Origin of the sequence: Escherichia sp. MOD1-EC6098, assembly GCF_002965865.1 — a bacterium.
Lineage (GTDB): Bacteria > Pseudomonadota > Gammaproteobacteria > Enterobacterales > Enterobacteriaceae > Escherichia > Escherichia marmotae.
On record NZ_PTSN01000001.1, the window covers coordinates 257,974 to 284,221 of the forward strand.

Consider the following 26,248-nt stretch of genomic DNA (forward strand, 5'->3'; position numbering starts at 1 on the left):
CTTACGGTAACAGGCTCTTGACGTCGATAGGCTTGGCTTCGTTCTCTGCTTCGCCCTTATCTTTGCCGTCGATTGCCATACCTGCCATCCGGTAGAAGTTATATTCCGGGTATTTGCCCGGACCGGAGATCAGCAGATCCTCTTTCTCGTAAACCAGATCCTGGCGTTTGTATTCCCCCATCTCGAAATCCGGGGTTAACTGAATCGCCGTGGTCGGACAGGCTTCTTCGCACAGACCACAGAAAATGCAGCGTGAGAAGTTGATGCGGAAAAATTCCGGATACCAGCGACCGTCTTTGGTTTCTGCTTTTTGCAGCGAGATACAGCCGACCGGGCAGGCTACTGCGCAGAGGTTACAGGCTACGCAACGCTCTTCGCCGTCCGGATCGCGGGTCAGAACGATACGACCACGATAACGGGGCGGCAGATAGACCGGCTCTTCCGGGTACATTCGCGTTTCGCGCTTGGCAAACGCGTGCAGGCCGATCATCCAGATACTACGAACCTGGGTGCCGAAACCTACTAACAATTCTTTTAAGGTCATGGTCTTAGTGCCCCTTATTGCGCCTGCCAGAGAATGACAGCCGCCGTTACCAGCAAGTTGATCAGCGTCAGCGGCAGGCAGATTTTCCAGCCGAAGGACATTACCTGGTCATAACGCGGACGCGGCAACGACGCACGAATCAAAATGAACATCATCATAAAGAACGCAGTTTTCAGCGCGAACCAGATGAATGGCGGTAACAACGGGCCTTGCCAGCCACCGAAGAACAACGTCACCATCAGTGCGGAGATGGTCACAATCCCGATGTATTCACCCACGAAGAACAGGCCGAATTTCATCCCGGAATATTCAATGTGGTAACCATCCGCCAGTTCCTGCTCGGCTTCCGGCTGGTCAAACGGGTGACGGTGACATACCGCCACGCCCGCGATGGCAAAGGTAATAAAACCAAAGAATTGCGGGATGACGTTCCATACATGCGCCTGGCTGTTAACGATGTCGGTCATGTTGAATGAACCGGCCTGCGCCACCACGCCCATCAGGGAAAGCCCGAGGAACACTTCGTAGCTTAGGGTCTGCGCAGAAGCACGCATCGCACCCAGCAGCGAGTATTTGTTGTTACTTGACCAGCCCGCAAACAGCACTGCGTAAACCGCCAGACCTGCCATCATCAGGAAGAACAAAATCCCGATGTTCAGGTCGGCAACCACCCAACCCGGACTGACTGGCACAATCGCAAAGGCCAGCAGCAACGAGGTAAAGGCGATCATCGGCGCAAGGGTAAAGATGACGCGATCCGAGAATTTCGGGATCCAGTCTTCTTTAAAGAACATTTTGATCATGTCCGCGACCAACTGAAGCGAACCGCCCCAGCCAACACGGTTAGGTCCGTAACGGTTCTGGAACAGCCCCAGCAGACGACGTTCACCAAAGCTCATGAATGCCCCGCAGGTGACAACCACCAGCAAGATCACCACCGCTTTGAGGATGGTCAGCAGGATCTCAATCAGTTCCGGTGATAACCAGGTCATTGTTGTGCCTCCTTGAGATCCTCAAGATGCGCGCCAGCCAGCACCGGAGCAATGCCGGACATGCCCATCGGCAAGCCCACCTGCCCTGCCGTCAGCCCTTCTGCGATTTCAACCGGTAGCGTGACCGTGTTGCCATCGTAACTAAAGGAGACGCGAGTACCCGCATTCACGCCCAACTTCGCGGCATCTGCCGGGTTGAGTTTGATATACGGCTGCGGCATACGGCTCTGGAATACCGGAGCACGCTGTGACAGTTCATCGCTGCCAAACAGATGGTAGTACGGCGCGATACGCCATTTCCCTTCCTGCGGCTGGAAGCGTGCCGGTACGCTGGTGAAGTAATCCAGACCGTTTTCGCTGGCTTCAAACAAACGCACGCCCGGATCGCCAAAGCGCAATTTGCCACCCACTTCGTCCTGGAATTTGTTCCACGCCTGCGGGGAGTTCCAGCCCGGTGCCCAGGCAAACGGCACTTGCGAACGGTGCGCGGTCGGCTGGTTGTTACCTTCCATCGAGAAGGTGAACATGGTGTCGATATCCTGCGGCTGACGCGGTTCATGAACGCTGATATTGGCGCGCATGGCGGTACGACCACTGTAACGGTGCGGCTCACGAGCCAGTTTCTGACCACGAATGCGGAATGTCGCATCCGGCGCGGCATCTTTGATGCCAGCAAGTTCCGGGATCTTCGCCACGACGGCGTCAATCACATGGTCGAGCTGCGTCCAGTCCACCTCTCGACTCAGCAGTGTACTGTGCAGCGAGTGTAACCAGCGCCAGCTTTCCAGCATCACCGTTTTGCTGTCGTAGTAAGACGGATCGTAAACCTGGAAGAAACGTTGAGCACGACCTTCGTTGTTGATCACCGTACCATCGCTTTCAGCAAAGCTGGCAGCGGAAAGCACCAGATGGGCGTTTTCCATAATCGCCGTGCGCTGATGGTCAACCACCATCACCAGCGGCGCTTTTGCCAGCGCGGCGTTCACGCGGGTCGCGGAAGCGTGACGATGTAGATCGTTTTCCAGCACCACCACTGCATCGGCGCGTCCGGTTTCCAGTTCGGTCAGGGCTTCTTCAAGCGAACCGCCGCCCATAATGCCCAGCCCCATACTGTTTACGGAACGGGCAATCATAGTGATACCTACGTCAGCGCCGCGACCTTTCAGGGCTTTCGCTACGTTAGCTGCAGCCTGAATCACTTCTGTACTACCGGCGTTAGTGCCGGAGATAATCAACGGTTTCTTCGCACCAGCCAGTGCCTGTACGATGACGTCGACTTTGCTTTGCAGCTCCGGCTCGATACCGTCAACCGCTGGTGCGGAGTTGTCCAGCGCGTGGGCGATGGCAAAACCTAAACGCGCCTGATCTTCAACCGGTGCGCGGTAAGTCCACGCCGCGATGTCATCCAGGCGGGTGTCATCAACGTTAGTAACAAACAGCGGGTGCTTGGCACGTTGGCCAATGTTGAGGATTGCCGCAATCTGCCAGTCAGCCACTTTCTGTGCTGCCGCCATTTCGCGCGCTTTGCCTTTTACTGCCTGACGAACCGCCAGCGCGACGCGTGCCCCGGTCTGTGTAACATCTTCGCCCAGCACCAGTACTGCATCGTAAGATTCGATTTCACGCAGTGCCGGAGTATAAATGCCGCCTTCACGCAGCACTTTCAGCGCCAGTTGCAGACGTTCCTGCTCACCGTGAGCGATACCGGTGTAGAAGTTTTCTTCGCCAACCAGTTCACGCAGCGCAAAGTTGCTTTCCACGCTGGCACGCGGAGAACCGATGCCGATGACTTTCTTCGACTGACGCAGAATATCTGCCGCACCTTGCATCGCCTGCTCGGCGTTGAGGGTGATGAAATCATCGCCACGACGCTGTACCGGCTGACGTGGACGATCCTTCAGGTTGACGTAGCCGTAGCCGAAACGACCACGGTCGCAGAGGAAGTAATGGTTTACCGTACCGTTGTAACGGTTTTCGATACGACGCAGTTCACCATAACGTTCACCCGGGCTGGTGTTACAACCGATGGAACATTGCTGGCAGATACTCGGCGCAAACTGCATATCCCATTTACGGTTATAACGCTCGGAGTGCGTTTTATCGGTGAATACGCCGGTCGGGCAAATTTCCACCAGGTTACCGGAGAACTCGCTTTCCAGGGTGCCGTCTTCCGGGCGACCGAAGTAAACGTTGTCGTGCGCGCCATAAACGCCCAGATCCGTACCGTCAGCGTAATCTTTGTAGTAACGCACGCAGCGGTAGCAGGCGATGCAGCGATTCATTTCATGAGAGATGAACGGCCCCAGATCCTGATTGCGGTGGGTACGTTTGGTGAAACGGTAGCGACGGAAGGTATGCCCGGTCATCACGGTCATATCCTGAAGATGGCAGTTACCACCCTCTTCACAGACCGGACAGTCGTGCGGGTGGTTGGTCATTAACCACTCGACCACACTTTCACGGAACTGTTTCGCTTCTTCGTCGTCAATGGAAATAAAGGTGCCATCGGAAGCCGGTGTCATACAGGACATCACCAGGCGACCACGCGTGTCTTCCGCGTTTTGGTATTGCTTCACCGCACACTGGCGGCAAGCACCGACGCTTCCCAGCGCCGGATGCCAGCAAAAGTAAGGAATATCAAGGCCCAGAGACAGACAAGCTTCCAGCAGGTTGTCCGCTCCGTTGACCTCGTATTCTTTGCCGTCTACATGAATTGTAGCCATTAGCATGCTTCCAGTTTTCTCAGTCATAGACTGAGCGTTAATCGAAATTCGGTTACCAGCGCTCTTTCAGCAGGTTCGGCTGAATCCCATTAATCAAATGGGTATTGCTGAACGGCTGTTTGATTCCCGCTTCAAATTCTTCACGGAAATATTTGATGGCGCTCTGTAACGGCTCCACTGCACCTGGTGCGTGGGCACAGAAGGTTTTACCCGGGCCTAAGAATCGACACAGTTGCTCAAGTGTTTCGATATCGCCAGGCTGACCTTCGCCACGCTCCAGTGCACGCAGAATTTTCACACTCCACGGCAGACCATCGCGGCACGGCGTACACCAGCCACAGGATTCACGGGCGAAAAACTCTTCCAGGTTACGTACCAGCGACACCATGTTGATCTCGTGGTCAACGGCCATCGCCAGCGCCGTACCCAGACGGCTACCCGCTTTACCGATACTTTCGAACTCCATCGGCAGGTCAAGGTGCGCTTCTGTCAGGAAGTCAGTGCCCGCGCCGCCTGGCTGCCAGGCTTTGAATTTCAGCCCGTCACGCATACCACCAGCGTAATCTTCAAGGATTTCACGCGCGGTAGTACCGAACGGCAGTTCCCACAGACCCGGATTTTTCACCCGACCAGAGAAGCCCATCAGCTTGGTGCCAGCATCTTTGCTTTTCGAGATGTTCTGATACCACTCCACGCCGTTAGCGAGGATCGCCGGAACGTTACACAGGGTTTCGACGTTGTTAACACAGGTCGGTTTGCCCCATGCGCCTGAGGTTGCCGGGAATGGCGGCTTCGAGCGCGGGTTAGCGCGACGCCCTTCCAGAGAGTTGATTAACGCAGTTTCTTCACCGCAGATGTAGCGTCCTGCCCCGGTATGGACGAACAGTTCGAAATCAAAACCTGTTCCCATAATGTTTTTGCCGAGCAGCCCCGCTTCGGTCGCTTCGGCAATGGCACGACGCAGATTCACTGCCGCTTCGATATATTCGCCACGCAGGAAGATGTAGCCGCGATACGCTTTCAGCGCAAAGGCAGAGATCAACATACCTTCCACCAGCAGGTGCGGCAGTTGCTCCATCAGCAAACGGTCTTTATAGGTGCCCGGTTCCATTTCATCGGCGTTACACAGCAGGTAACGGATGTTCATGGATTCGTCTTTCGGCATCAGGCTCCACTTCAGGCCAGTAGAGAAGCCCGCGCCGCCGCGCCCTTTCAGACCGGAATCTTTGACCTGATTGACGATTTCGTCCGGAGAAAGCCCGGTCAGCGCCTTACGCGCCCCTTCGTAACCGTTTTTGCTGCGGTATTCGTCCAGCCACACCGGCTGTTTGTCATCGCGCAGACGCCAGGTCAGCGGATGCGTTTCGGGAGTACGGATAATGTTTTTCATTTATACCGCTCCAGCAGTTCAGGGATCGCTTCCGGGGTCAGATGCGCGTGAGTGTCCTCATCGATCATCATGTTTGGCCCTTTGTCGCAGTTCCCCAGGCAGCAGGTTGGCAGCAGCGTAAAGCGACCGTCAAACGTCGTTTGCCCTGGTTTGATATTCAGTTTTTTCTCCAGCGCCGCCTGAATTCCCTGGTAACCGTTGATGTGACAAACCACGCTGTCACAATAGCGGATCACATGGCGACCCACCGGCTGGCGGAAGATCTGGCTGTAGAACGTTGCCACACCTTCAACATCGCTTGCCGGAATACCCAGAACGTCAGCGATCGCGTGGATCGCGCCGTCCGGCACCCAGCCACGCTGCTTCTGAACGATTTTCAGCGCTTCAATGGACGCCGCACGCGGGTCTTCGTAGTGGTGCATCTCGTGCTCAATCGCTTCACGCTCTGCCGCACTCAGCTCAAAAGCCTCGGTTTGTGGTTGTTGATTCTCGTGCATAATTAGCGGTCCACATCTGACATAACAAAATCGATACTGCCCAGATAAACAATCAGGTCAGACACCAGGCTGCCGCGGATCGCCGCCGGAATTTGCTGCAAATGCGCATAACTCGGGGTGCGGATACGGGTGCGATAACTCATGGTGCTACCGTCACTGGTCAGGTAGTAACTGTTGATCCCTTTGGTCGCCTCAATCATCTGGAAGGACTCATTGGCAGGCATCACCGGCCCCCACGACACTTGCAGAAAGTGGGTGATCAGGGTTTCGATATGTTGCAGCGTGCGCTCTTTCGGCGGCGGCGTAGTCAGCGGGTGATCCGCTTTGAACGGGCCTTCCGGCATGTTGTTGAGGCACTGCTCAAGAATGCGCAGACTCTGGCGCAGCTCTTCCACTTTCAGCATTACGCGGGTGTAGCAGTCAGAAACGCCACCACCGACCGGGATTTCAAAGTCGAAGTTTTCATAGCCAGAATAAGGACGCGCCTTACGCACGTCGAAGTCGATCCCGGTGGCACGCAAGCCAGCACCTGTGGTGCCCCACTCCAGCGCCTCTTTCGCGCCGTAGGCGGCAACGCCTTTGGAACGGCCAATCAGGATGGTGTTACGCAGCGCGGCTTTCTCGTAAGAAGCCAGACGTTTCGGCATCCAGTCAAGGAACTCACGCAGCAAGCGATCCCAGCCTCGCGGCAGGTCATGCGCCACACCGCCAATACGGAACCACGCCGGATGCATACGGAAACCAGTGATTGCTTCCACCAGATCGTAGATTTTCTGACGATCGGTAAAGGCAAAGAACACTGGCGTCATTGCACCGACGTCCTGAATAAAGGTGGAGATATACAGCAGGTGGCTATTGATGCGGAACAATTCGGAAAGCATTACGCGGATTACGTTAACGCGATCCGGCACAGTGATCCCGGCCAGTTTTTCTACCGCCAGCACGTATGGCATTTCGTTAACGCAACCGCCGAGGTATTCGATACGGTCGGTGTACGGTATGTAACTATGCCAGGACTGGCGTTCGCCCATTTTCTCCGCGCCACGGTGGTGATAGCCGATGTCTGGTACGCAGTCGACAATCTCTTCACCATCGAGCTGCAGAACGATACGGAAAGCCCCGTGCGCCGACGGGTGGTTCGGACCGAGGTTGAGGAACATGAAGTCCTCGTTTTCGGTGCCGCGCTTCATCCCCCACTCTTCCGGTTTGAAGGTCAGGGCTTCCATCTCCAGATCCTGTTTGGCTTTGGTCAGCTCAAACGGCGAGAATTCGGTAGCACGCGCCGGGTAATCTTTACGCAGTGGGTGACCTTTCCAGGTTTGCGGCATCATGATGCGACGCAAGTTCGGGTGACCGTCGAAAGTAATGCCAAACAGATCCCAGGTTTCGCGCTCATACCAGTTGGCGTTCGGGAACAGTTTGGTAAAAGTCGGCACATGTAGATCGTTTTCTGCCAGCGCCACCTTTAGCATGATGTCGCGGTTGCGCTCGATCGAAATCAGATGGTAGAAAACGGAAAAATCGGCGGCAGGTAACCCTTCGCGGTGTGTGCGCAAACGCTCGTCCATGCCGTGTAAGTCAAACAGCATGACGTAAGGTTTCGGCAGTTTCTTTAAGAAATCGCCAATTTCCAGTAATTGTTCACGCTTGATCCACACAACGGGAACCCCGGTGCGAGTCGCCTGAACAGTAAAGGCATCCGGCCCAAAACGGTTGCGCAGTTCGCCAATCACCGGATCATCAAGATGATCACGGGTCTGCCAGGCGGGTTCTTGCGCGGTTAAGTCGGTCATATTGTTCACCATTGCATATGGTCCGTGGTGACTGTCGGCGTAGTTAACTTCGCGAAATAGATTTAGGAATAAGCGAAGAAAAATGCCTTTGCCGACAGGCGCAAATTAAATCTCGTCAGGTGTGCGCAGGTTGGTAACGGCAATGCGTTCACCGCGCTTGCGTTCGCGCTCTGATTGCATATTGGCGCGATATACGCCCTGATCGCCAACCACCCAGGAGAGCGGGCGACGTTCTTTGCCGATAGATTCCTGCAATAGCATCAGTGCCTGCATGTACGCTTCAGGACGCGGCGGGCAACCCGGGATATACACATCAACCGGAATGAATTTATCAACACCCTGCACAACGGAATAAATATCGTACATACCGCCGGAGTTCGCACATGCGCCCATGGAGATAACCCACTTCGGCTCCAGCATCTGGTCATAGAGACGCTGAATAACTGGCGCCATTTTGGTAAAACAGGTTCCAGCCACCACCATCAGGTCAGCCTGACGCGGCGAAGCACGCAATACTTCTGCGCCAAAACGCGCCACGTCATGAACCGCGGTAAACGAGGTCACCATCTCAACGTAACAGCAGGAAAGACCGAAGTTATACGGCCAAATTGAGTTTTTACGACCCCAGTTAACCATGTCATTGAGCTTGCCCATAAACACGTTTTTATTAACTTCTTGCTCCAGAGGGTCGGTTACGATCTCCTGCTTTTGCAGGGGGTAACGGTCGTTCTCACCGTTGGGATCTATGCGGGTGAGCGTATAATCCATCTTAATGCCTCGCGGTTAGCGTTGACGATTAGCGATACTGTTCGTTTCCGGGTTCACACGCTCGCGGCGTGAACGCGCGGGCGTCCAGTCCAGCGCGCCAATACGCACCAGATAAACCAGACCTGCCAGTAACACAAAAATAAAAATTGCCGCTTCTACAAAGCCAATCCAGCCGCTTTCGCGAATGGAAGTTGACCATGCGAACAGATACAGCGCTTCAACGTCGAAGATAACGAAGAACATGGCCACCAGATAAAACTTGGCAGACAGGCGTAAGCGGGCGGAGCCGACCGAGTCGATACCTGATTCAAACGGCACGTTTTTTGACCTCGCGCGCGCGCGACCGCCTAAAAACCAACCGCCAATCAACATCAGGCAACACAGGCCAATGGCAACGATAAGAAAGATAGCGAATGCCCAGTGATGAGCGATGACTTCAGTGGATGTTGACATACTCATTGCTTACTCATCAAAAGTAGCGCCAGATTCACTGCTCTTCACGGCAGATGGACGCCACATCGATTCATGGGGAGGAATAAAAAAAACCTTACAATCGCTGTAGAAACTATTTTATACAGCTAATTGATGTGGTCTTTTACTCCTTTCTATAACCTTTTGTCAACTTTAACAAAGGTTTCTTCACATTAATTTACATGATATCAACAACTTTTGCATTTAATGCCTTTACCCCCAGATTGTTGACAACTCCAGGAAAATTAGATGTTGTTGAATCGTGTCCGTTGTGAAGCAATGGAAAAAATACGGGCCTATTTTGACAGGAATTGGTGACGATTCCTCCCCCCAAAAGAGAGTATTTTCTTGATCTGTGACACGCTTTTGTTAATCCATAACAAAAACACAGCAATAATTTTACTCATTTTTTAACATTATTGTAGCAGGAGATTTTTTTCAGGCGATTTTTTGTTCGTTAGCGTGGGGAATGGCTGGTGATTGAAAAATGAACATTTTTGTTCGTTGTCGGGAACATTCGTAAGGTTTTATTGTAAAAAAAAGCCACTGGCGTTTTATTAATCACCAATGGCGTTTTTTACTGAATTGTTATTGCCTGGAGATTATTCGTAATCCCCTTCAATCAACAGGGAATCGTCCCCTTCCTGAGCAGTCAACGGGTTGTATTGCCACGGGTTGTGATAACTCTCCATGGCCTGGTATATCACCTGCGCCAACTCATTGTCGCAGGACGGATCATAGCACAGCAAATATTCGGTATCTGGTAGTGGTGGTAAACCATCTACCGCACTCAAAACGCGCAGGTCAGGACTCATCATCTCAACCGGTCTTGCCGTCACACCAAGGCCCGCTTTTACTGCAGCACGAACCGCCGGTAGCGTAGAGGCGACATAAGCCAGACGCCAGGGAATATCCGCTTTATTGAGCGTTGCCAGAACCATGTCACGGAACGGACTAGGATCATCCAGCAGCACAAGAGGGATCGGTTCACCTTTTTGCAATACATATTCCGCAGCGCAATACCAGTGTGTTGGAGAAGTACGCAGATTCAACGCCTTAAAGGTATCAGGACGATGAGTGGTAACCATTAAATCCACTTCCTGGGACTTCAGCATTTCTGCCATATAGGCATTGCGCTTAACGCGGACATCCAGCGCAAGTTTCGGATAAACCGAGCTTACGCGATTGAGCAGGAAAGGTAAGATCGTATCAGCAGATTCATCTGAAGCACCGATAGTTAACACGCCCTGAAGATTACTGAACATCAATGATGAGCAAGCCTCATCATTGAAACGCAGGATTTTCCTGGCGTAGCCAAGAAGCTGAATACCATGTTCAGTCAACAGTTTGTTGCGACCATGCCGAGCGAACAGTTCTTTCCCAACGAGTTGTTCCAGACGTTGCATTTGCTGACTAACAGCGGACTGAGTACGACACACAGCGGAAGCTGCGGCAGCAAAAGTGTTCAGATCGGCAACAGCAACAAATGTTCTCAGCAGATCGAGGTCGAGGTTAATTATCGGACGATTTGCACTTATCATATATTATCACTTACTGGCGGCTCATACTGAGCTGGTTAATGCTGTGCACACACAAACAAGCAATTCCATTTGTAATGTGCCTCCCTGGCAGTTTCATCCGGAACCCGGACGAAAGTAAAAATGCATATGAGTTGCACTAAAAAATGTGGCTCACATTGTTCCGTTATAATGCCTGAAGTAGATCACAGAATATATCTTCAGGAATCGCATATCTATTAAGTTACTCACTCTTTTCTATTTATGACATGCGCGAGTTTGTGTAAATGTAAATGTTGGTCCTTGCTCCACTCTCTCGCAACGGTGCGGCTCGAACATGAGCGCGAACAAATAGCGAGAGTAAGCCTGCATCAAAGCAGGTGTTCCGTCATTAAAGCAAGCATTTTACCCTAAAAACCTTTTATTTATAAGGGTCATTGCGAATTATCTGATGCAAAGTTATGTTATGTTAGGCAAAGTAATCTTCTATTATTAATATGCACAACAAAGTCTTTTTGAATATTAAATAATAATTAATTAGCACCACCTGCATACATTAATTCCTCTTAACAATAATTTCCTCCGTCACCACCTATATGCCCCACCGGCGATCACTACTCTGTTAATGTTTCACTTATAACGAAAATATCATGAATGCTTTATGTTCGTGATTTCTTAAACCGAAGAAATTTTACACATTTATCTAACAGGTAAAAAAACCACATCCTGAATTAATACACAGAATAAATCACTACTAAATCTCATTTATTAAGTATATGCATCTTATTATTTAACGATTATTAAGTTATTAACAGCACAATTCCGCTTTCTCTCCTGGCAAAATCTTGTTCTGCAGAACTTCAAAACGCCGCCTCGGGGGAGTACATTGTTCTAAGCTGACTTCCACGGCAGGGAGTGGCGATAACAGCAAAAAAGGTCAAGATTCATGTCACCCATTGAAAAATCCAGCAAATTAGAGAATGTCTGTTATGACATCCGTGGTCCGGTGCTGAAAGAAGCAAAACGCCTGGAAGAAGAAGGTAATAAGGTATTGAAACTGAACATCGGCAACCCAGCCCCGTTCGGTTTTGACGCTCCCGATGAGATTCTGGTTGACGTGATACGCAACCTCCCGACAGCTCAGGGTTATTGCGATTCAAAAGGCCTCTATTCTGCGCGTAAGGCTATCATGCAGCATTACCAGGCACGTGGCATGCGTGATGTTACCGTGGAAGATATTTACATCGGAAATGGTGTATCTGAGCTTATCGTTCAGGCAATGCAAGCATTGCTGAACAGTGGGGATGAGATGTTGGTTCCTGCACCTGATTACCCGCTATGGACAGCGGCAGTTTCGCTCTCAGGCGGTAAAGCGGTGCACTATCTTTGCGATGAATCCTCTGACTGGTTCCCGGATCTCGATGACATTCGCGCCAAAATTACGCCACGCACGCGCGGCATTGTTATTATCAACCCGAACAACCCAACAGGCGCGGTTTATTCCAAAGAGCTATTAATGGAGATTGTGGAGATTGCGCGTCAGCATAACCTCATTATCTTCGCTGATGAAATTTACGATAAAATCCTCTACGACGACGCCGAGCATCACTCGATCGCGCCGTTGGCTCCTGACCTGCTGACCATTACCTTTAACGGGCTGTCGAAAACGTATCGTGTTGCGGGATTCCGCCAGGGCTGGATGGTGCTGAACGGGCCGAAAAAGCACGCCAAAGGTTATATCGAAGGTCTGGAAATGCTGGCCTCAATGCGGCTGTGCGCCAACGTTCCCGCGCAACACGCGATACAGACAGCGCTGGGCGGCTATCAGAGCATCAGCGAGTTTATCATGCCGGGCGGGCGTCTTTACGAGCAGCGTAACCGTGCGTGGGAGTTGATTAATGATATTCCTGGCGTTTCCTGCGTAAAACCTCGCGGCGCGCTATACATGTTCCCGAAAATAGACGCCAAACGCTTTAATATTCACGACGACCAGAAAATGGTGCTGGATTTCCTGTTGCAGGAAAAAGTTCTGCTGGTACAGGGAACCGCATTTAACTGGCCGTGGCCGGATCACTTCCGCATTGTCACGCTGCCGCGTGTTGATGATATCGAACTGTCCTTGAGCAAGTTCGCTCGTTTCCTTTCTGGTTATCATCAGTTGTAATCTTAAATTCACTGCCGGAGATTGCATCCGGCAGTGTTATCCCCCCACAATGACCTCATGATGCCATCACTCGTAAGGTCGCTATGAAACAGAGCCATTTTTTTGCCCACCTCTCCCGCCTGAAGCTCATTAACCGCTGGCCGTTGATGCGTAACGTGCGGACTGAAAATGTGTCCGAACACAGTTTGCAGGTAGCGATGGTCGCCCATGCGCTGGCAGCCATCAAGAATCGCAAATTTGGCGGCCAGGTTAATGAAGAACGTATCGCGTTGCTGGCGATGTACCACGATGCCTCTGAAGTGCTCACTGGTGATCTTCCTACTCCGGTGAAATACTTCAACTCGCAAATCGCCCAGGAATATAAAGCCATTGAGAAAATCGCTCAGCAAAAACTGGTCGATATGGTTCCGGAGGAGTTGCGGGATATTTTTGCACCATTAATCGATGAACATGCGTATAGCGATGAAGAAAAGTCGCTGGTTAAACAGGCAGATGCGCTGTGTGCGTATCTGAAATGCCTGGAGGAACTCGCAGCCGGCAATAATGAGTTCTTACTGGCAAAAACGCGGCTGGAAACGACGCTTGAATCACGCCGCAGTCAGGAGATGGACTACTTTATGGAAGTGTTTGTTCCCAGCTTCCATCTGTCTCTCGATGAGATTAGCCAGGATTCACCGCTGTAAGCCGACGTAGGCCTGATAAGACGCGCCAGCGTCGCATCAGGCCTACGTCGGTGGCGACATCAGGAGCTCGTCAAAACGGAAACAGCATCGGGATCATCACCACGCAAACCGCCATCACAATAATGGTAAACGGAACCCCCAGCTTCACAAAATCACTGAAGCTGTAATTCCCCGGCCCTAAAACCAATGTGTTAACGGGTGAAGAGACTGGTGTCATAAAGGCAGCGGATGCTGCCATCGCCACAACCATGGCAAAAGGATAAGGCGATACGCCCATAGTTTTGGCAGCAGCCAGCGCAATCGGGGCCATCAACACCGCCGTCGCAGTGTTAGAGATAAACAAGCCTATAACCGCCGACAAGACAAACAAACAGACCAGCATCATATGCGGCCCGTAACCACCGCCAATATCCATTAATCCTTTCACCGCCAGCGCGACGCCACCGGTTTTTTGCAATGCCACAGCAAACGGCATCATCCCAACGATCAAAATAATGCTCGGCCAGTGAATAGATTTATAGGCACTTTCAGCATCGATACAGCGGAATTTGCCCATCAGCAGGCAGGCAATGATAGCCGCAACTGGATTAGGAATTTCATCGGTCAACATTAACGCCACCATCAACACCAGACAGAAAATGGCATGGGGTGCCTGACTGTGAGCGGGCGATGCTTCACTCACCTCTTCCGGTAAGTTTAACGCCACAAAGTCGCGGCCTTGTTTTGCCAACATACCGATAAGCTTCCAGTTACCGACCACCAGAATAATGTCACCCAACAGCAGAGGCTCATCCGCCAGCGAACCTTCCAGCGCCACACCGTTGCGTTTCAGCCCCACCACATTTAGTCCGTAGCGGGTACGAAAGCCAATTTCACGCACCGATTTGCCAATAAGCTCTGACTCGGGAATTAATGAAATTTCTGCCATACCGACATCAAGAGCCTGATCGGAAAAATACTCGCCGCGCAAAACCATCGGCTCCAGCAATTGTTCACTACAAAATTGACGGAGATCGACGTCAGCCGCAGACATATCAATAAGCAAAACGTCACGCGCGCGGAATTCAGACACCCCGTTCACGTTCACGATAACGCGACGAAAACGCCGCCAGCGTTCAACACCAATGACGTTTGCGCCATAACGTTCACGCAATTTGAGATCGTCCAGTCGTTGGCCAATCATCGGTGAACCGGGACGAATAGCCAGACGACGCGCACGCCCGGTAAGACGGTATTCACGAATGAGATCGCGGAAGGTGCGACGCGTCCAGCCTTCGCGCTGCGGAGCCTGGGTATCCCCTTTTAGCATAAAGCGCATCACTAGCATGTATAAAATGCCAAGTACCAATACGACCAGGCCGATAGGGGTTACGCTAAAGAAACTGAAACCATGATAGCCTTCACGTAGCAGCTCACTGTTCACCACCAGGTTAGGCGGCGTCGCCACCAGCGTCATCATGCCGCTTATCAGTCCGGCAAAACTCAATGGCATCATCAGGCGCGACGGCGACGTCTGCATACGCATAGCAACACTTAACACAACAGGAATAAAGATAGCGACGACGCCGGTTGAACTCATAAACGCGCCAAGACCGGCAACTGTCAGCATCAGTAAAACCAACATTTTGATTTCACTGCTGCCCGCAACTTTGACCAGCCATGTCCCCATCACGGTTGCAACGCCTGTACGAACTAAACCATCGCCAATAATAAACAGGGCGGCGATCAGCACAACGTTAGGATCGGAAAAGCCGGAAAAGACTTCGGTGATAGTCAGCGTACCGCTTAATGCAAACGCGACAATGACAAACAAAGCGACAGCATCCATACGCACTCTGCCCGTCGCAAACAAGACTATCGCAATCGCCAGCAATGAGAGAACCCAAATCAATTCACCGTTCACAACGTATCCTTGTTAATTGAGGGGGATGGTTTGATTCTGCCACAAAAAAGCCCCGTCGGGACGGGGCTAAATCATGATCTGGCGTTTCACGCAATAATAACGTCACCATTTGGCTGTTTGGTCACGGTAATTTGCTCCAGACTATGAAGGACCAAATCTACCTCATTCAGACGCGGGGTGTCTGCCGGTGCATTAACAGCAATAACATGGCAACCTGCCGCCAGACCAGAAAGCAAGCCAGCGGGAGCATCTTCCACTACCACACATTCCTGCGGCGCAAGCCCCAGCAGTTGCGCGCCTAACAGATACGCATCCGGCTCAGGTTTTCCACGCTTAACCCGTTCAGCGGTAACAAACACCTCCGGCGCAGGAAGTCCGGCCACTTTATGGCGCGCTCGCGCAACTGGCATAGAACCTGAAGTGACAATTGCCCACGGAATACCCGCTTTATTCAAATGATTGAGTAAAGCTATCGCCCCCGGGAGCGCGGTAATGCCTTCGGTTTCCGTGGCCTCGATTTGTTCCAGACGCGTAAACTCGGCGGCAATTTCTGCCTCGGTTTTCCCCGCCATAAAGTGACGCAGAGACGTTATTGCCTGTTTACCGTGAATAAAAGCAAGCACCTCTTCCGGCGTTAGCCCATGCCGTTTCGCCCAGTTGCTCCACGCCCGCTCTACCGCAGGCAGGGAGTCCACTAACGTACCATCAAGATCAAACAGAAAACCTTTGCACCGCACGCAGGCCTCCTCAGGCGTTAATGATTTGATTAATTTCGTTGGTACTCAAATGATACTGACGCGGGCAGGAATGCCAGACGTTCAACATGCGCTGATATTTCTCCCACATTGGTGTCTGGGCATTAAAGCCATGAGTTCCAGCGTCAAAATGCGTGTAACGCCCTTCGACATTAACCATAAAGCGTACATAACCGAGATAACGCGCTTCAGTAGCGGCGTCGAAGCCGAGGAAAGTGACACGGCGTTCATCGATAGCTTGCTGATCCTGCAAATTAGACCAGGAAACATGCAGCGCGTGATACATCTCCATAATGTCGATGATAGTGCGGCAGGTTTCTTCTTTCAGCTCGCCAAACTCGCGATCCAGCTCGCGCATCTGTAACCCATAGCCACGCTCAATGATTGTTTGCAAGCGACGGTAACGTTCAGCATTTGCCGGATCGAGCATAGTCATCATTTTGTACTGGTTAGACAAAATAAGACGTTGCGCGTTGGTCATTTCCATTGTTGACTCCTGTATCACTTTACTACGGTGAAAAAAAAGAAGGCCGATGTCTGCCTTCTTTTATATGCGTAATCAGGGATCAATTACAAATCATCAAGGAAAGTTTTATCCAGTTGTTTGAAGGCGCGCTTAAGCGTGTCAGCTAATGCCTGATAGTCAGGCTTGCCTTCTACCGGTGCTAACGCTTGCCCGGCTTCCTGCAATTTACCGCGAACTTCATAAAACCAACTCAGGATCGCTGGCGGTAATGGCGTAACGGAACGCTTGCCCAGCCACCACAATCCCTGCATCGGTAAACTCAGAGCGAACAATGCTGTAGCAACTGCCGGACCAAGCTGACCGCCCAGCGCAATCTGCCAGCAGAGAGTAAATACGGCGATCGGCGGCATAAAGCGGATCGCATAACGCGTCATCTTAATAACGCGATTTTCAACAAACACCGGGGCAAGGCGTTTTTCCAGCGGCCACGTCTTTGAGTAGTGCTGTCCCCGGCGGAACAAACTAAAAAAATTAACAGAACGATTATCCGGCGTTGACATGCTTCACCTCAACTTCACATATAAATATTCAAAAATTTGTGCAAATTCACAACTCAGCGGGACAACGTTCAAAACATTTTGTCTTCCATACCCACTATCAGGTATCCTTTAGCGGCCTGAAGGCCTAAGTAGTACATATTCATTGAGTCGTCAAATTCATATACATTATGCCATTGGCTGAAAATTACGCAAAATGGCATAGACTCAAGATATTTATTCCATCATGCAAAAAAAATTTGCAGTGCATGATGTTAATCATAAATGTCAGCGTCATCATGCGCTACGCTCTATGGCTCCCTGACGTTTTTTTAGCCACGTATCAATTATAGGTACTTCCATGTCGAGTAAGTTAGTACTGGTTCTGAACTGCGGTAGTTCTTCACTGAAATTTGCAATCATCGATGCAGTAAATGGTGAAGAGTACCTTTCTGGTTTAGCCGAATGTTTTCACCTGCCCGAAGCACGCATCAAATGGAAAATGGACGGCAATAAACAAGAAGCGGCTCTAGGTGCAGGCGCCGCTCACAGCGAAGCGCTCAACTTTATCGTTAATACTATTCTGGCACAAAAACCAGAACTTTCTGCGCAACTGACTGCTATCGGTCACCGTATCGTACACGGCGGCGAGAAGTATACCAGCTCCGTAGTGATCGATGAGTCTGTTATTCAGGGTATCAAAGATGCAGCTTCTTTTGCACCGCTGCACAACCCGGCTCACCTGATTGGTATCGAAGAAGCACTGAAATCTTTCCCGCAACTGAAAGACAAAAACGTTGCTGTGTTCGACACCGCGTTCCACCAGACTATGCCGGAAGAGTCTTACCTCTACGCCCTGCCGTACAACCTGTACAAAGAGCACGGCATTCGTCGTTACGGCGCACACGGCACCAGCCACTTCTATGTAACCCAGGAAGCGGCGAAAATGCTGAACAAACCGGTAGAAGAGCTGAACATCATCACCTGCCACCTGGGCAACGGTGGTTCCGTTTCTGCTATCCGCAACGGCAAATGCGTTGACACCTCTATGGGTCTGACCCCGCTGGAAGGTCTGGTAATGGGTACTCGCTCTGGCGATATCGACCCGGCTATCATCTTCCACCTGCACGACACCCTCGGCATGAGCGTTGACGCAATCAACAAAATGCTGACCAAAGAGTCTGGCCTGCTAGGTCTGACCGAAGTAACCAGCGATTGCCGCTATGTTGAAGACAACTACGCGACGAAAGAAGACGCGAAGCGCGCAATGGACGTTTACTGCCATCGCCTGGCGAAGTACATCGGTGCATACACTGCGCTGATGGATGGTCGTCTGGACGCAGTTGTATTCACCGGTGGTATCGGTGAAAATGCCGCGATGGTTCGTGAACTGTCTCTGGGCAAACTGGGCGTGCTGGGCTTTGAGGTTGATCATGAACGCAACCTGGCTGCACGTTTCGGCAAATCTGGTTTCATCAACAAAGAAGGCACCCGCCCTGCTGTTGTGATCCCGACCAACGAAGAGCTGGTTATCGCGCAAGACGCCTGCCGCCTGACCGCCTGATTCCACACCGCCAGCCCTGCTGGCGGTGCTGTTTTGTAACCCGCCAAACTGGCGGTAACGAAAGAGGATAAACCGTGTCCCGTATTATTATGCTGATCCCTACCGGAACCAGCGTCGGTCTGACCAGCGTCAGTCTTGGCGTGATCCGTGCAATGGAACGCAAAGGCGTTCGTCTGAGCGTTTTTAAACCTATCGCTCAGCCGCGTACCGGTGGCGATGCGCCCGATCAGACAACGACTATCGTGCGTGCGAGTTCTTCCACCACGACAGCCGCTGAACCGCTGAAAATGAGTTACGTTGAAGGTCTGCTTTCCAGCAATAAGAAAGATGTGCTGATGGAAGAGATCGTCGCGAACTACCACGCCAACACCAAAGATGCCGAAGTGGTTCTGGTTGAAGGTCTGGTCCCGACACGTAAGCACCAGTTTGCCCAGTCTCTGAACTACGAAATCGCCAAAACGCTGAACGCGGAAATCGTCTTCGTTATGTCTCAGGGCACAGATACCCCGGAGCAGTTGAAAGAGCGTATCGAACTGACTCGCAACAGCTTCGGCGGTGCAAAAAACACCAATATCACTGGCGTTATCGTTAACAAACTGAATGCTCCGGTTGATGAGCAGGGTCGTACTCGCCCGGATCTGTCTGAGATTTTCGATGACTCTTCCAAAGCGAAAGTCAACAATGTTGATCCGGCGAAGCTGCAAGACTCCAGCCCGCTGCCGGTTCTCGGCGCTGTGCCGTGGAGCTTTGATCTGATCGCAACTCGTGCGATCGATATGGCACGCCACCTGAACGCCACCATCATCAACGAAGGCGACATCAACACTCGCCGCGTGAAATCTGTGACTTTCTGCGCACGCAGCATTCCGCACATGCTGGAGCACTTCCGTGCCGGCTCTCTGCTGGTGACTTCCGCAGACCGTCCTGACGTACTGGTTGCCGCTTGTCTGGCTGCAATGAACGGCGTAGAAATCGGTGCTCTGCTGCTGACTGGCGGCTATGAAATGGACGCGCGCATTTCTAAACTGTGCGAACGTGCTTTCGCTACCGGCCTGCCGGTATTCATGGTGAACACCAACACCTGGCAAACCTCTCTGAGCCTGCAAAGCTTCAACCTGGAAGTTCCGGTTGACGATCACGAGCGCATCGAGAAAGTTCAGGAATACGTTGCTAACTACATCAACGCTGACTGGATCGATTCCCTGACTGCAACTTCCGAACGCAGCCGTCGTCTGTCTCCGCCAGCGTTCCGTTATCAACTGACCGAACTGGCACGCAAAGCAGGCAAACGTATCGTTCTGCCGGAAGGCGACGAACCGCGTACCGTTAAAGCAGCCGCTATCTGTGCCGAACGTGGTATCGCAACGTGCGTACTGCTGGGTAACCCGGCAGAGATCAACCGCGTTGCAGCGTCTCAGGGCGTAGAACTGGGCGCAGGCATTGAAATCGTTGATCCAGAAGTGGTTCGCGAAAACTATGTTGCTCGTCTGGTCGAACTGCGTAAGAACAAAGGCATGACCGAAACTGTTGCACGCGAACAGTTGGAAGACAACGTGGTTCTCGGCACGCTGATGCTGGAACAGGATGAAGTTGATGGTCTGGTTTCCGGTGCTGTTCACACCACCGCAAACACCATCCGTCCGCCGCTGCAGTTGATCAAAACTGCACCGGGCAGCTCTCTGGTATCTTCCGTGTTCTTCATGCTGCTGCCGGAGCAGGTTTACGTTTACGGTGACTGCGCGATCAACCCGGATCCGACCGCAGAACAACTGGCTGAAATCGCAATTCAGTCTGCTGATTCCGCCGCTGCTTTCGGTATCGAACCGCGCGTGGCTATGCTCTCCTACTCCACCGGTACTTCTGGTGCAGGTAGTGACGTAGAGAAAGTTCGCGAAGCAACTCGTCTGGCTCAGGAAAAACGTCCTGACCTGATGATCGACGGTCCTCTGCAGTACGACGCTGCGGTAATGGCTGACGTTGCGAAATCTAAAGCGCCGAACTCTCCGGTTGCAGGTCGCGCTACCGTGTTCATCTTCCCGGATCTGAACACCGGTAACACCACTTACAAAGCGGTACAGCGTTCTGCCGACCTGATCTCCATCGGGCCGATGCTGCAGGGTATGCGCAAGCCGGTTAACGACCTGTCCCGTGGCGCACTGGTTGACGATATCGTCTATACCATCGCACTGACCGCGATTCAGTCTGCACAGCAGCAGTAATCTCGTCATTATCCGCAGCCATGCGCTGCGGATATCTGAACCGGAAATAGTCACTATTTCCGGTTTTTTATTCTCTTAATTTGCATTACTCCTTTCTGATTATCTTGCTTAACTGCGCTGCATCAATGAATTGCGCCATCTCACTTTGCATACTTACCACTTTGTCTTGTGCAAGGGAAAATTTGCGCTATGTCCGCAATAACTGAATCCAAACCAACCAGAAGATGGGCAATGCCCGATACGTTGGTGATTATCTTTTTTGTTGCTATTTTAACCAGTCTCGCCACCTGGGTTGTTCCGGTGGGAATGTTTGACAGTCAGGAAGTGCAATATCAGGTTGATGGTCAGACGAAGACTCGCAAAGTTGTAGATCCTCACTCATTTCGCATTCTGACCAACGAGGCAGGCGAACCCGAGTATCACCGAGTACAACTGTTCACGACGGGAGATGAACGCCCTGGTTTGATGAACTTCCCGTTTGAAGGGCTAACCTCTGGCTCGAAATATGGGACAGCCGTTGGCATCATCATGTTTATGCTGGTGATTGGCGGCGCGTTTGGTATCGTGATGCGCACAGGAACCATTGATAACGGGATTCTCGCGCTTATCCGCCACACTCGAGGGAATGAAATTCTTTTCATTCCGGCACTGTTTATTCTCTTTTCACTCGGCGGTGCGGTATTTGGCATGGGGGAAGAGGCCGTCGCCTTTGCCATCATCATTGCCCCACTAATGGTACGCCTGGGTTACGACAGTATTACCACCGTCCTGGTAACCTACATCGCAACGCAAATCGGTTTTGCCAGCTCGTGGATGAACCCGTTCTGCGTGGTTGTCGCCCAGGGGATTGCTGGCGTTCCTGTCCTTTCCGGCTCCGGGTTGCGCATTGTGGTGTGGGTTATCGCCACTCTGATTGGCCTCATCTTTACCATGGTGTACGCCTCACGGGTGAAAAAGAATCCTTTGTTGTCACGCGTGCATGATTCCGATCGCTTCTTCCGCGAAAAACAAGCTGATGTTGAACAGCGGCCGTTCACTTTCGGTGACTGGCTGGTATTGATTGTCCTGACCGCCGTCATGATCTGGGTGATTTGGGGCGTGATCGTTAACGCCTGGTTTATTCCAGAGATTGCCAGCCAGTTCTTCACTATGGGTCTGGTGATTGGCATCATCGGCGTTGCCTTCCGCCTTAACGGTATGACCGTTAACACCATGGCCTCGTCATTTACCGAAGGGGCGAGAATGATGATTGCTCCTGCACTGCTGGTCGGTTTTGCCAAAGGGATTTTACTGCTGGTTGGCAATGGCGAAGCGGGTGATGCCAGCGTGCTGAATACTATTCTCAATAGCATTGCCAATGCCATTAGCGGCCTGGATAACGCGGTCGCGGCCTGGTTTATGCTGCTCTTCCAGGCGGTATTCAATTTCTTTGTGACATCCGGTTCTGGTCAGGCAGCGTTAACCATGCCGTTACTGGCACCGCTTGGCGATCTGGTTGGCGTTAACCGTCAGGTTACCGTGCTGGCGTTCCAGTTTGGCGATGGCTTCAGCCATATCATTTACCCGACCTCGGCTTCGTTAATGGCGACGCTCGGTGTTTGCCGGGTAGATTTCCGTAACTGGCTGAAAGTGGGTGCAACACTGCTTGGACTGCTGTTTATTATGTCCAGCGTCGTGGTGATAGGCGCTCAGTTAATGGGTTACCATTAAGTCAATAATCCCCTTGCCAGTCTCTGGCAAGGGGAACTGATTACAATAGCTCTCTGGCTGCCGCCACAATATCATGCGCGGTTAACCCGTACTCTCTCTGTAAAAAGTCCTGAGTTCCAACCTGACCATAACGCTCCTTCACGCCCACGCGACGCATTGGTATTGGGCAACTTTCGACTAATACCTCGGCAACGGCTGACCCTAGCCCATTGTGAATACTATGGTTTTCACAGGTCACAATACGCCCCGTTTTCTCGGCATAATTTTTAATCAACATTCGGTCAACAGGTTTAAGAGTAAACATATCAATTACTGCCGCACTTACACCGCTCTGTTCCAGTTGACGTGCGGCCTCCAGGGCTTCAGCCACCATAATGCCATTAGCAATCAGCGTGATGTCAGTACCTTCACGCAGTACATTGCCTTTACCAATAGAGAAGGTTGTCCCAGGAGAATAAATACTTGTCGCTTGCTTACGGATCGTACGAACCCAGTAAAACCCATCAAGCTCTACAAGCTGGCGTAAAATATCACTAAACATCACCGCATCGGTCATCTCCATCACCACCGAATGCGCCAGCCCACGCACAATTCCCATATCTTCAAATGACATATGTGTCCCGCCATTGTGGCAAGCGGTAACACCCGCATCAGAAGCAATCACTTTGACATTAGCACGCTGGTAATCAAGCGACATAAAGAGCTGATCAAAACAGCGACGACTGGCAAATGCGGTAAAGGTATGCACGAATGGCTTGCGCCCGGTTAAGGCCAGCCCTGCAGCGGTGCCGATAACATTAGCTTCCATAATGCCGCAATTAATGACGTACTGTGGATAATCCCGCGCCACGCTGTCCATTGCCATGGAACTCATTAAATCAGCCTCAAGGGCAATGACAGAATTACCGTTTTCAATCTGTTGCGCAATAAAGCCTGCATAAATTTTGCGCATCTCGATGCTGTCTTTTTGTCCTGCCGGTGCGAGCTTAATCATGCATGGCCTCCAGTTGGCGAATTGTTTCGTTTAGCGTCTCCTTCATTTCTTCCGTGAGGCGTAAATGATGAGAATTACTGAGTTGCTCAAGACACGCTACCCCCTGCCCTTTGATACTATCGAGAATGACTACTCTCGGTCTCGCCTCGGCTGGTAGAACAGGTTTAACTACATTCAACAACCCCTCAATATCATCGCCCTTCACTGTCACGACATCAAAACCGAAAGTGCGAAATTTTCCTTCTAAATCAAATGGATTAATAATTTCATCCAGTTCGCCATCAAGCTGCTGTTTGTTCCAGTCCACAAACACAGTGAGATTATTCAAACGATGATGAGCAATAAACTGGAAGGCTTCCCAACATTGGCCTTCGTTAAGTTCACCATCGCCAACAATACAAAAAACCCGATTCTTGCGCCCCGCCAGTTTATGCGACAGCGCCATCCCTCCTGCAATGGATATCCCCTGCCCCAGCGATCCTGTAGTGGCATCAACACCACGCGTTTTTAGCCGATCCGGATGACTTGGTAAGCGAGTTCCGTTCTGATTTAAGGTGCTTAATTCTTCCAGTGGAAAATAACCTTTCAGCGCCAGAGTACTGTAGAGCGCAGGTCCGGCATGCCCTTTTGACAATACAAAATAGTCACGATCAGGCCAGTCGGGATCAGCAGGATCAATTTTCATCACCGCGCCATAAAGAACTGCCAGCGTTTCCACAACAGACATGCTGCCACCATAATGACCAAAGCCAAGATGAGTTAATGATTTAAGCGTCTGGATACGAATATCCCGTGCAAGTTGTGTCACTTCTTTAACATTCATGATTTGGCTCCGCTCTTCTCCTGCACTTTGGCAGCGAGTTTGTTATTGGCGAAAATGTTCCAGGCAACCAGCAGCACAAATAGCGCTACTACAAGTCCGGTTATGGCAAAAGGCGAGAGATAACGCGCCAGGTTCCCGAGAACGATGCCGACAGCACCAAAATCCGCATCGGAAAAGGTCGTATTTGCAAAGCCTATCGCCCCCAGAACTGGCAATAACAGCACTGGCAGGAAGGTAATCAATAAACCATTCGCAAAAGCACCAATCATCGCGCCGCGACGCCCACCCGTAGCATTACCAAATACACCCGCAGTTGCTCCGGTGAAGAAGTGAGGAACGACACCAGGAAGAATCAGCACCAGTTTCATCTGTCCCAACAAAAATAGCCCCACCAAACCACCAAGAAAGCTAAATAAGAAGCCAACTAACACTGCATTTGGCGCATACGGATACACAACCGGACAATCGAGGGCGGGACGCGCATTCGGCACCAGCTTTTCTGAAAATCCGGTAAATGCCGGAACAATTTCAGCAAGGATTAAACGCACACCTTGCAGAATGATAAATACGCCTGCGGCGAAGGTGATGGCCATAATAATGGCGTAGACAAGGTAGTTTTGACCGCCACTAAACTGGCTTTCAACGTACTCGCGCCCCGCACTGATCGCCATGATCAGATAAATCACCATCATCGTAAGGGAAATAGAGATGGAGCTATCGCGCAGGAAGCTCAGATTTTTGGGCAAATTCATCTCTTCGGTGGAACGCGAACCTTTACCGCACATGCTGCCAATCCAGCCAGAGAGTACATACCCCAAAGTACCAAAGTGACCAAAAGCGATTTCATCATTCCCAGTAATACGCCTCATGTAACGTTGTGCTAACGCAGGGAAAAACGCCATCACTAATCCCAGAATAAGAGAACCGGTAAATACCAGTGATATACCTTCAAAACCAGCCACTGTCAGAATCACACCAATCATGCAGGCCATATAAAATGTGTGGTGTCCGGTCAGAAAAATATATTTCAGGCGGGTAAAGCGGGCAACAATAATATTCGCCACCATACCAAATGCCATAATAAGCGCCGTCGACGCGCCATATTTTTCCAACGCAATAGAAACAATAGCCTCATTATTCGGAATGATACCCTGAATATTAAAGGCATGTTCAAACATACTACCCAGCGGATTTAAAGAACCAACCAGAACAGTGGCACCACCGCCCAGAACAATAAATCCGAGAATGGTTTTAATTGTGCCTTTAACAACATCTGAAAATGCTTTTTTCTGAGCAACCAGACCGATTAAGGCAATCAAGCCGACCAGTACCGAGGGTACTTTGAGTATATCAACAACAAAATTCAGCGTTTCAAGGATAAACATATCCACCTCGCTTCAATTAAGGTTATTGTTTTGCGAACCAGTTACGCAGTTGCGTTTCAAGTTCATTAATATCAATGATGTTGTTGATAACCACCAACTGACTTTCCGGTACGCTGGCACTGGCGGCAATATCTTTAGCCATCACAAATAAATCGGCAGCCCCTGGCGTTGCTGATGAGAGATCGGAATGTTCCACTTCCGCTTCTATCTCCATTTTTTTCAGAACTTTTTTAATATTCATTTCGACCATAAAACTACTACCAAGCCCTGAGCCACAAATAGCCATAATTTTCATTATATTCACCATGTTAAGTTGTAGAAGTTCTCATCACGCAACGGCGTAATGTTGTG

Annotated in this window: 22 protein-coding genes; 5 read left to right on the top strand and 17 right to left on the bottom strand. The window is 51.1% G+C overall.

From position 1 onward, the window contains the following. Position 1 precedes the first annotated feature (1 nt). From nuoI to lrhA, 9 genes are all read right to left on the bottom strand, one after another. On the bottom strand, positions 2-544 hold the full coding sequence (nuoI, locus tag C0K55_RS01130) for an NADH-quinone oxidoreductase subunit NuoI (protein WP_000172749.1): 543 nt from the start codon (positions 542-544) through the stop codon (positions 2-4). Positions 545-558: 14 nt separating this feature from the next. Beyond that, complete coding sequence (gene nuoH / locus C0K55_RS01135; RefSeq protein WP_000220077.1) at positions 559-1,536, bottom strand: NADH-quinone oxidoreductase subunit NuoH; 978 nt, start codon at positions 1,534-1,536, stop codon at positions 559-561. Beyond that, positions 1,533-4,259, bottom strand: a complete 2,727-nt coding sequence (gene nuoG / locus C0K55_RS01140; protein ID WP_010376987.1) for an NADH-quinone oxidoreductase subunit NuoG — start codon at positions 4,257-4,259, stop codon at positions 1,533-1,535. Before nuoG ends, nuoH begins: the two co-directional genes overlap by 4 nt. A gap of 52 nt (positions 4,260-4,311) precedes the next feature. Next, entirely contained in the window at positions 4,312-5,649 is a 1,338-nt protein-coding gene (gene nuoF / locus C0K55_RS01145; RefSeq protein WP_000789507.1) for an NADH-quinone oxidoreductase subunit NuoF, read from the bottom strand. Further along, positions 5,646-6,146 (bottom strand): NADH-quinone oxidoreductase subunit NuoE, encoded by a 501-nt coding sequence (gene nuoE, locus C0K55_RS01150; RefSeq protein WP_000545042.1) that lies wholly within the window; start codon positions 6,144-6,146, stop codon positions 5,646-5,648. Before nuoE ends, nuoF begins: the two co-directional genes overlap by 4 nt. 2 nt (positions 6,147-6,148) lie before the next feature. After that, complete coding sequence (gene nuoC, locus C0K55_RS01155) at positions 6,149-7,951, bottom strand: NADH-quinone oxidoreductase subunit C/D (protein WP_016249005.1); 1,803 nt, start codon at positions 7,949-7,951, stop codon at positions 6,149-6,151. A 93-nt stretch (positions 7,952-8,044) separates the two neighbouring features. After that, entirely contained in the window at positions 8,045-8,707 is a 663-nt protein-coding gene (nuoB, locus tag C0K55_RS01160; protein ID WP_000386733.1) for an NADH-quinone oxidoreductase subunit NuoB, read from the bottom strand. Positions 8,708-8,722: 15 nt separating this feature from the next. Further along, on the bottom strand, positions 8,723-9,166 hold the full coding sequence (gene nuoA / locus C0K55_RS01165) for an NADH-quinone oxidoreductase subunit NuoA (RefSeq protein ID WP_000062991.1): 444 nt from the start codon (positions 9,164-9,166) through the stop codon (positions 8,723-8,725). A 614-nt stretch (positions 9,167-9,780) separates the two neighbouring features. Further along, positions 9,781-10,719 (bottom strand): transcriptional regulator LrhA, encoded by a 939-nt coding sequence (gene lrhA / locus C0K55_RS01170; RefSeq protein ID WP_001516780.1) that lies wholly within the window; start codon positions 10,717-10,719, stop codon positions 9,781-9,783. 922 nt (positions 10,720-11,641) lie between these two features. On the opposite strand from lrhA, the gene alaA reads away from it, so the two are divergent. Further along, positions 11,642-12,859 carry an alanine transaminase AlaA gene (gene alaA, locus C0K55_RS01175; RefSeq protein WP_000074519.1) on the top strand — a complete coding sequence of 406 codons (1,218 nt, stop codon included), beginning with the start codon at positions 11,642-11,644 and terminating at the stop codon, positions 12,857-12,859. An 83-nt stretch (positions 12,860-12,942) separates the two neighbouring features. Further along, positions 12,943-13,542, top strand: coding sequence for a 5'-deoxynucleotidase (gene yfbR / locus C0K55_RS01180; RefSeq protein ID WP_000813873.1), 600 nt, complete (start codon positions 12,943-12,945; stop codon positions 13,540-13,542). A 70-nt stretch (positions 13,543-13,612) separates the two neighbouring features. On the opposite strand, the gene C0K55_RS01185 is transcribed toward yfbR, so the two are convergent. The 4 genes from C0K55_RS01185 to yfbV all read right to left on the bottom strand — a co-directional run bounded on the left by C0K55_RS01185 (position 13,613) and on the right by yfbV (position 17,226). Further along, entirely contained in the window at positions 13,613-15,445 is a 1,833-nt protein-coding gene (locus C0K55_RS01185) for an SLC13 family permease (protein WP_001012850.1), read from the bottom strand. 86 nt (positions 15,446-15,531) lie between these two features. Further along, a complete protein-coding gene (gene hxpA / locus C0K55_RS01190) occupies positions 15,532-16,182 on the bottom strand; it encodes a hexitol phosphatase HxpA (protein WP_001203379.1) in 651 nt (216 codons plus the stop codon). A 10-nt stretch (positions 16,183-16,192) separates the two neighbouring features. After that, a complete protein-coding gene (locus C0K55_RS01195; RefSeq protein WP_000426118.1) occupies positions 16,193-16,687 on the bottom strand; it encodes a YfbU family protein in 495 nt (164 codons plus the stop codon). Between the two features lie 83 nt (positions 16,688-16,770). Then, positions 16,771-17,226: a terminus macrodomain insulation protein YfbV gene (gene yfbV / locus C0K55_RS01200; RefSeq protein WP_000106629.1), complete on the bottom strand. Its 456-nt coding sequence runs from the start codon at positions 17,224-17,226 to the stop codon at positions 16,771-16,773. A 337-nt stretch (positions 17,227-17,563) separates the two neighbouring features. On the opposite strand from yfbV, the gene ackA reads away from it, so the two are divergent. The 3 genes from ackA to yfcC all read left to right on the top strand — a co-directional run bounded on the left by ackA (position 17,564) and on the right by yfcC (position 22,695). Next, on the top strand, positions 17,564-18,766 hold the full coding sequence (ackA, locus tag C0K55_RS01205; protein WP_000095712.1) for an acetate kinase: 1,203 nt from the start codon (positions 17,564-17,566) through the stop codon (positions 18,764-18,766). A 74-nt stretch (positions 18,767-18,840) separates the two neighbouring features. Then, positions 18,841-20,985, top strand: coding sequence for a phosphate acetyltransferase (gene pta / locus C0K55_RS01210; protein ID WP_000086737.1), 2,145 nt, complete (start codon positions 18,841-18,843; stop codon positions 20,983-20,985). 189 nt (positions 20,986-21,174) lie between these two features. After that, on the top strand, positions 21,175-22,695 hold the full coding sequence (yfcC, locus tag C0K55_RS01215) for a putative basic amino acid antiporter YfcC (RefSeq protein WP_032141354.1): 1,521 nt from the start codon (positions 21,175-21,177) through the stop codon (positions 22,693-22,695). Positions 22,696-22,735: 40 nt separating this feature from the next. Here yfcC and C0K55_RS01220 read toward each other — a convergent pair whose 3' ends face one another. Genes C0K55_RS01220 through C0K55_RS01235 form a run of 4 tightly spaced genes read right to left on the bottom strand, consistent with a single transcriptional unit; the run spans position 22,736 to position 26,192 of the window. Next, entirely contained in the window at positions 22,736-23,689 is a 954-nt protein-coding gene (locus tag C0K55_RS01220; RefSeq protein ID WP_000593041.1) for a transketolase family protein, read from the bottom strand. Beyond that, entirely contained in the window at positions 23,682-24,512 is an 831-nt protein-coding gene (locus C0K55_RS01225) for a transketolase (RefSeq protein WP_105266029.1), read from the bottom strand. The genes C0K55_RS01220 and C0K55_RS01225 overlap by 8 nt, the downstream gene beginning before the upstream one ends. Next, on the bottom strand, positions 24,509-25,897 hold the full coding sequence (locus tag C0K55_RS01230; protein WP_001516785.1) for a PTS ascorbate transporter subunit IIC: 1,389 nt from the start codon (positions 25,895-25,897) through the stop codon (positions 24,509-24,511). Before C0K55_RS01230 ends, C0K55_RS01225 begins: the two co-directional genes overlap by 4 nt. A gap of 22 nt (positions 25,898-25,919) precedes the next feature. Beyond that, positions 25,920-26,192, bottom strand: coding sequence for a PTS sugar transporter subunit IIB (locus C0K55_RS01235; protein WP_000699821.1), 273 nt, complete (start codon positions 26,190-26,192; stop codon positions 25,920-25,922). Positions 26,193-26,248 lie beyond the last annotated feature (56 nt).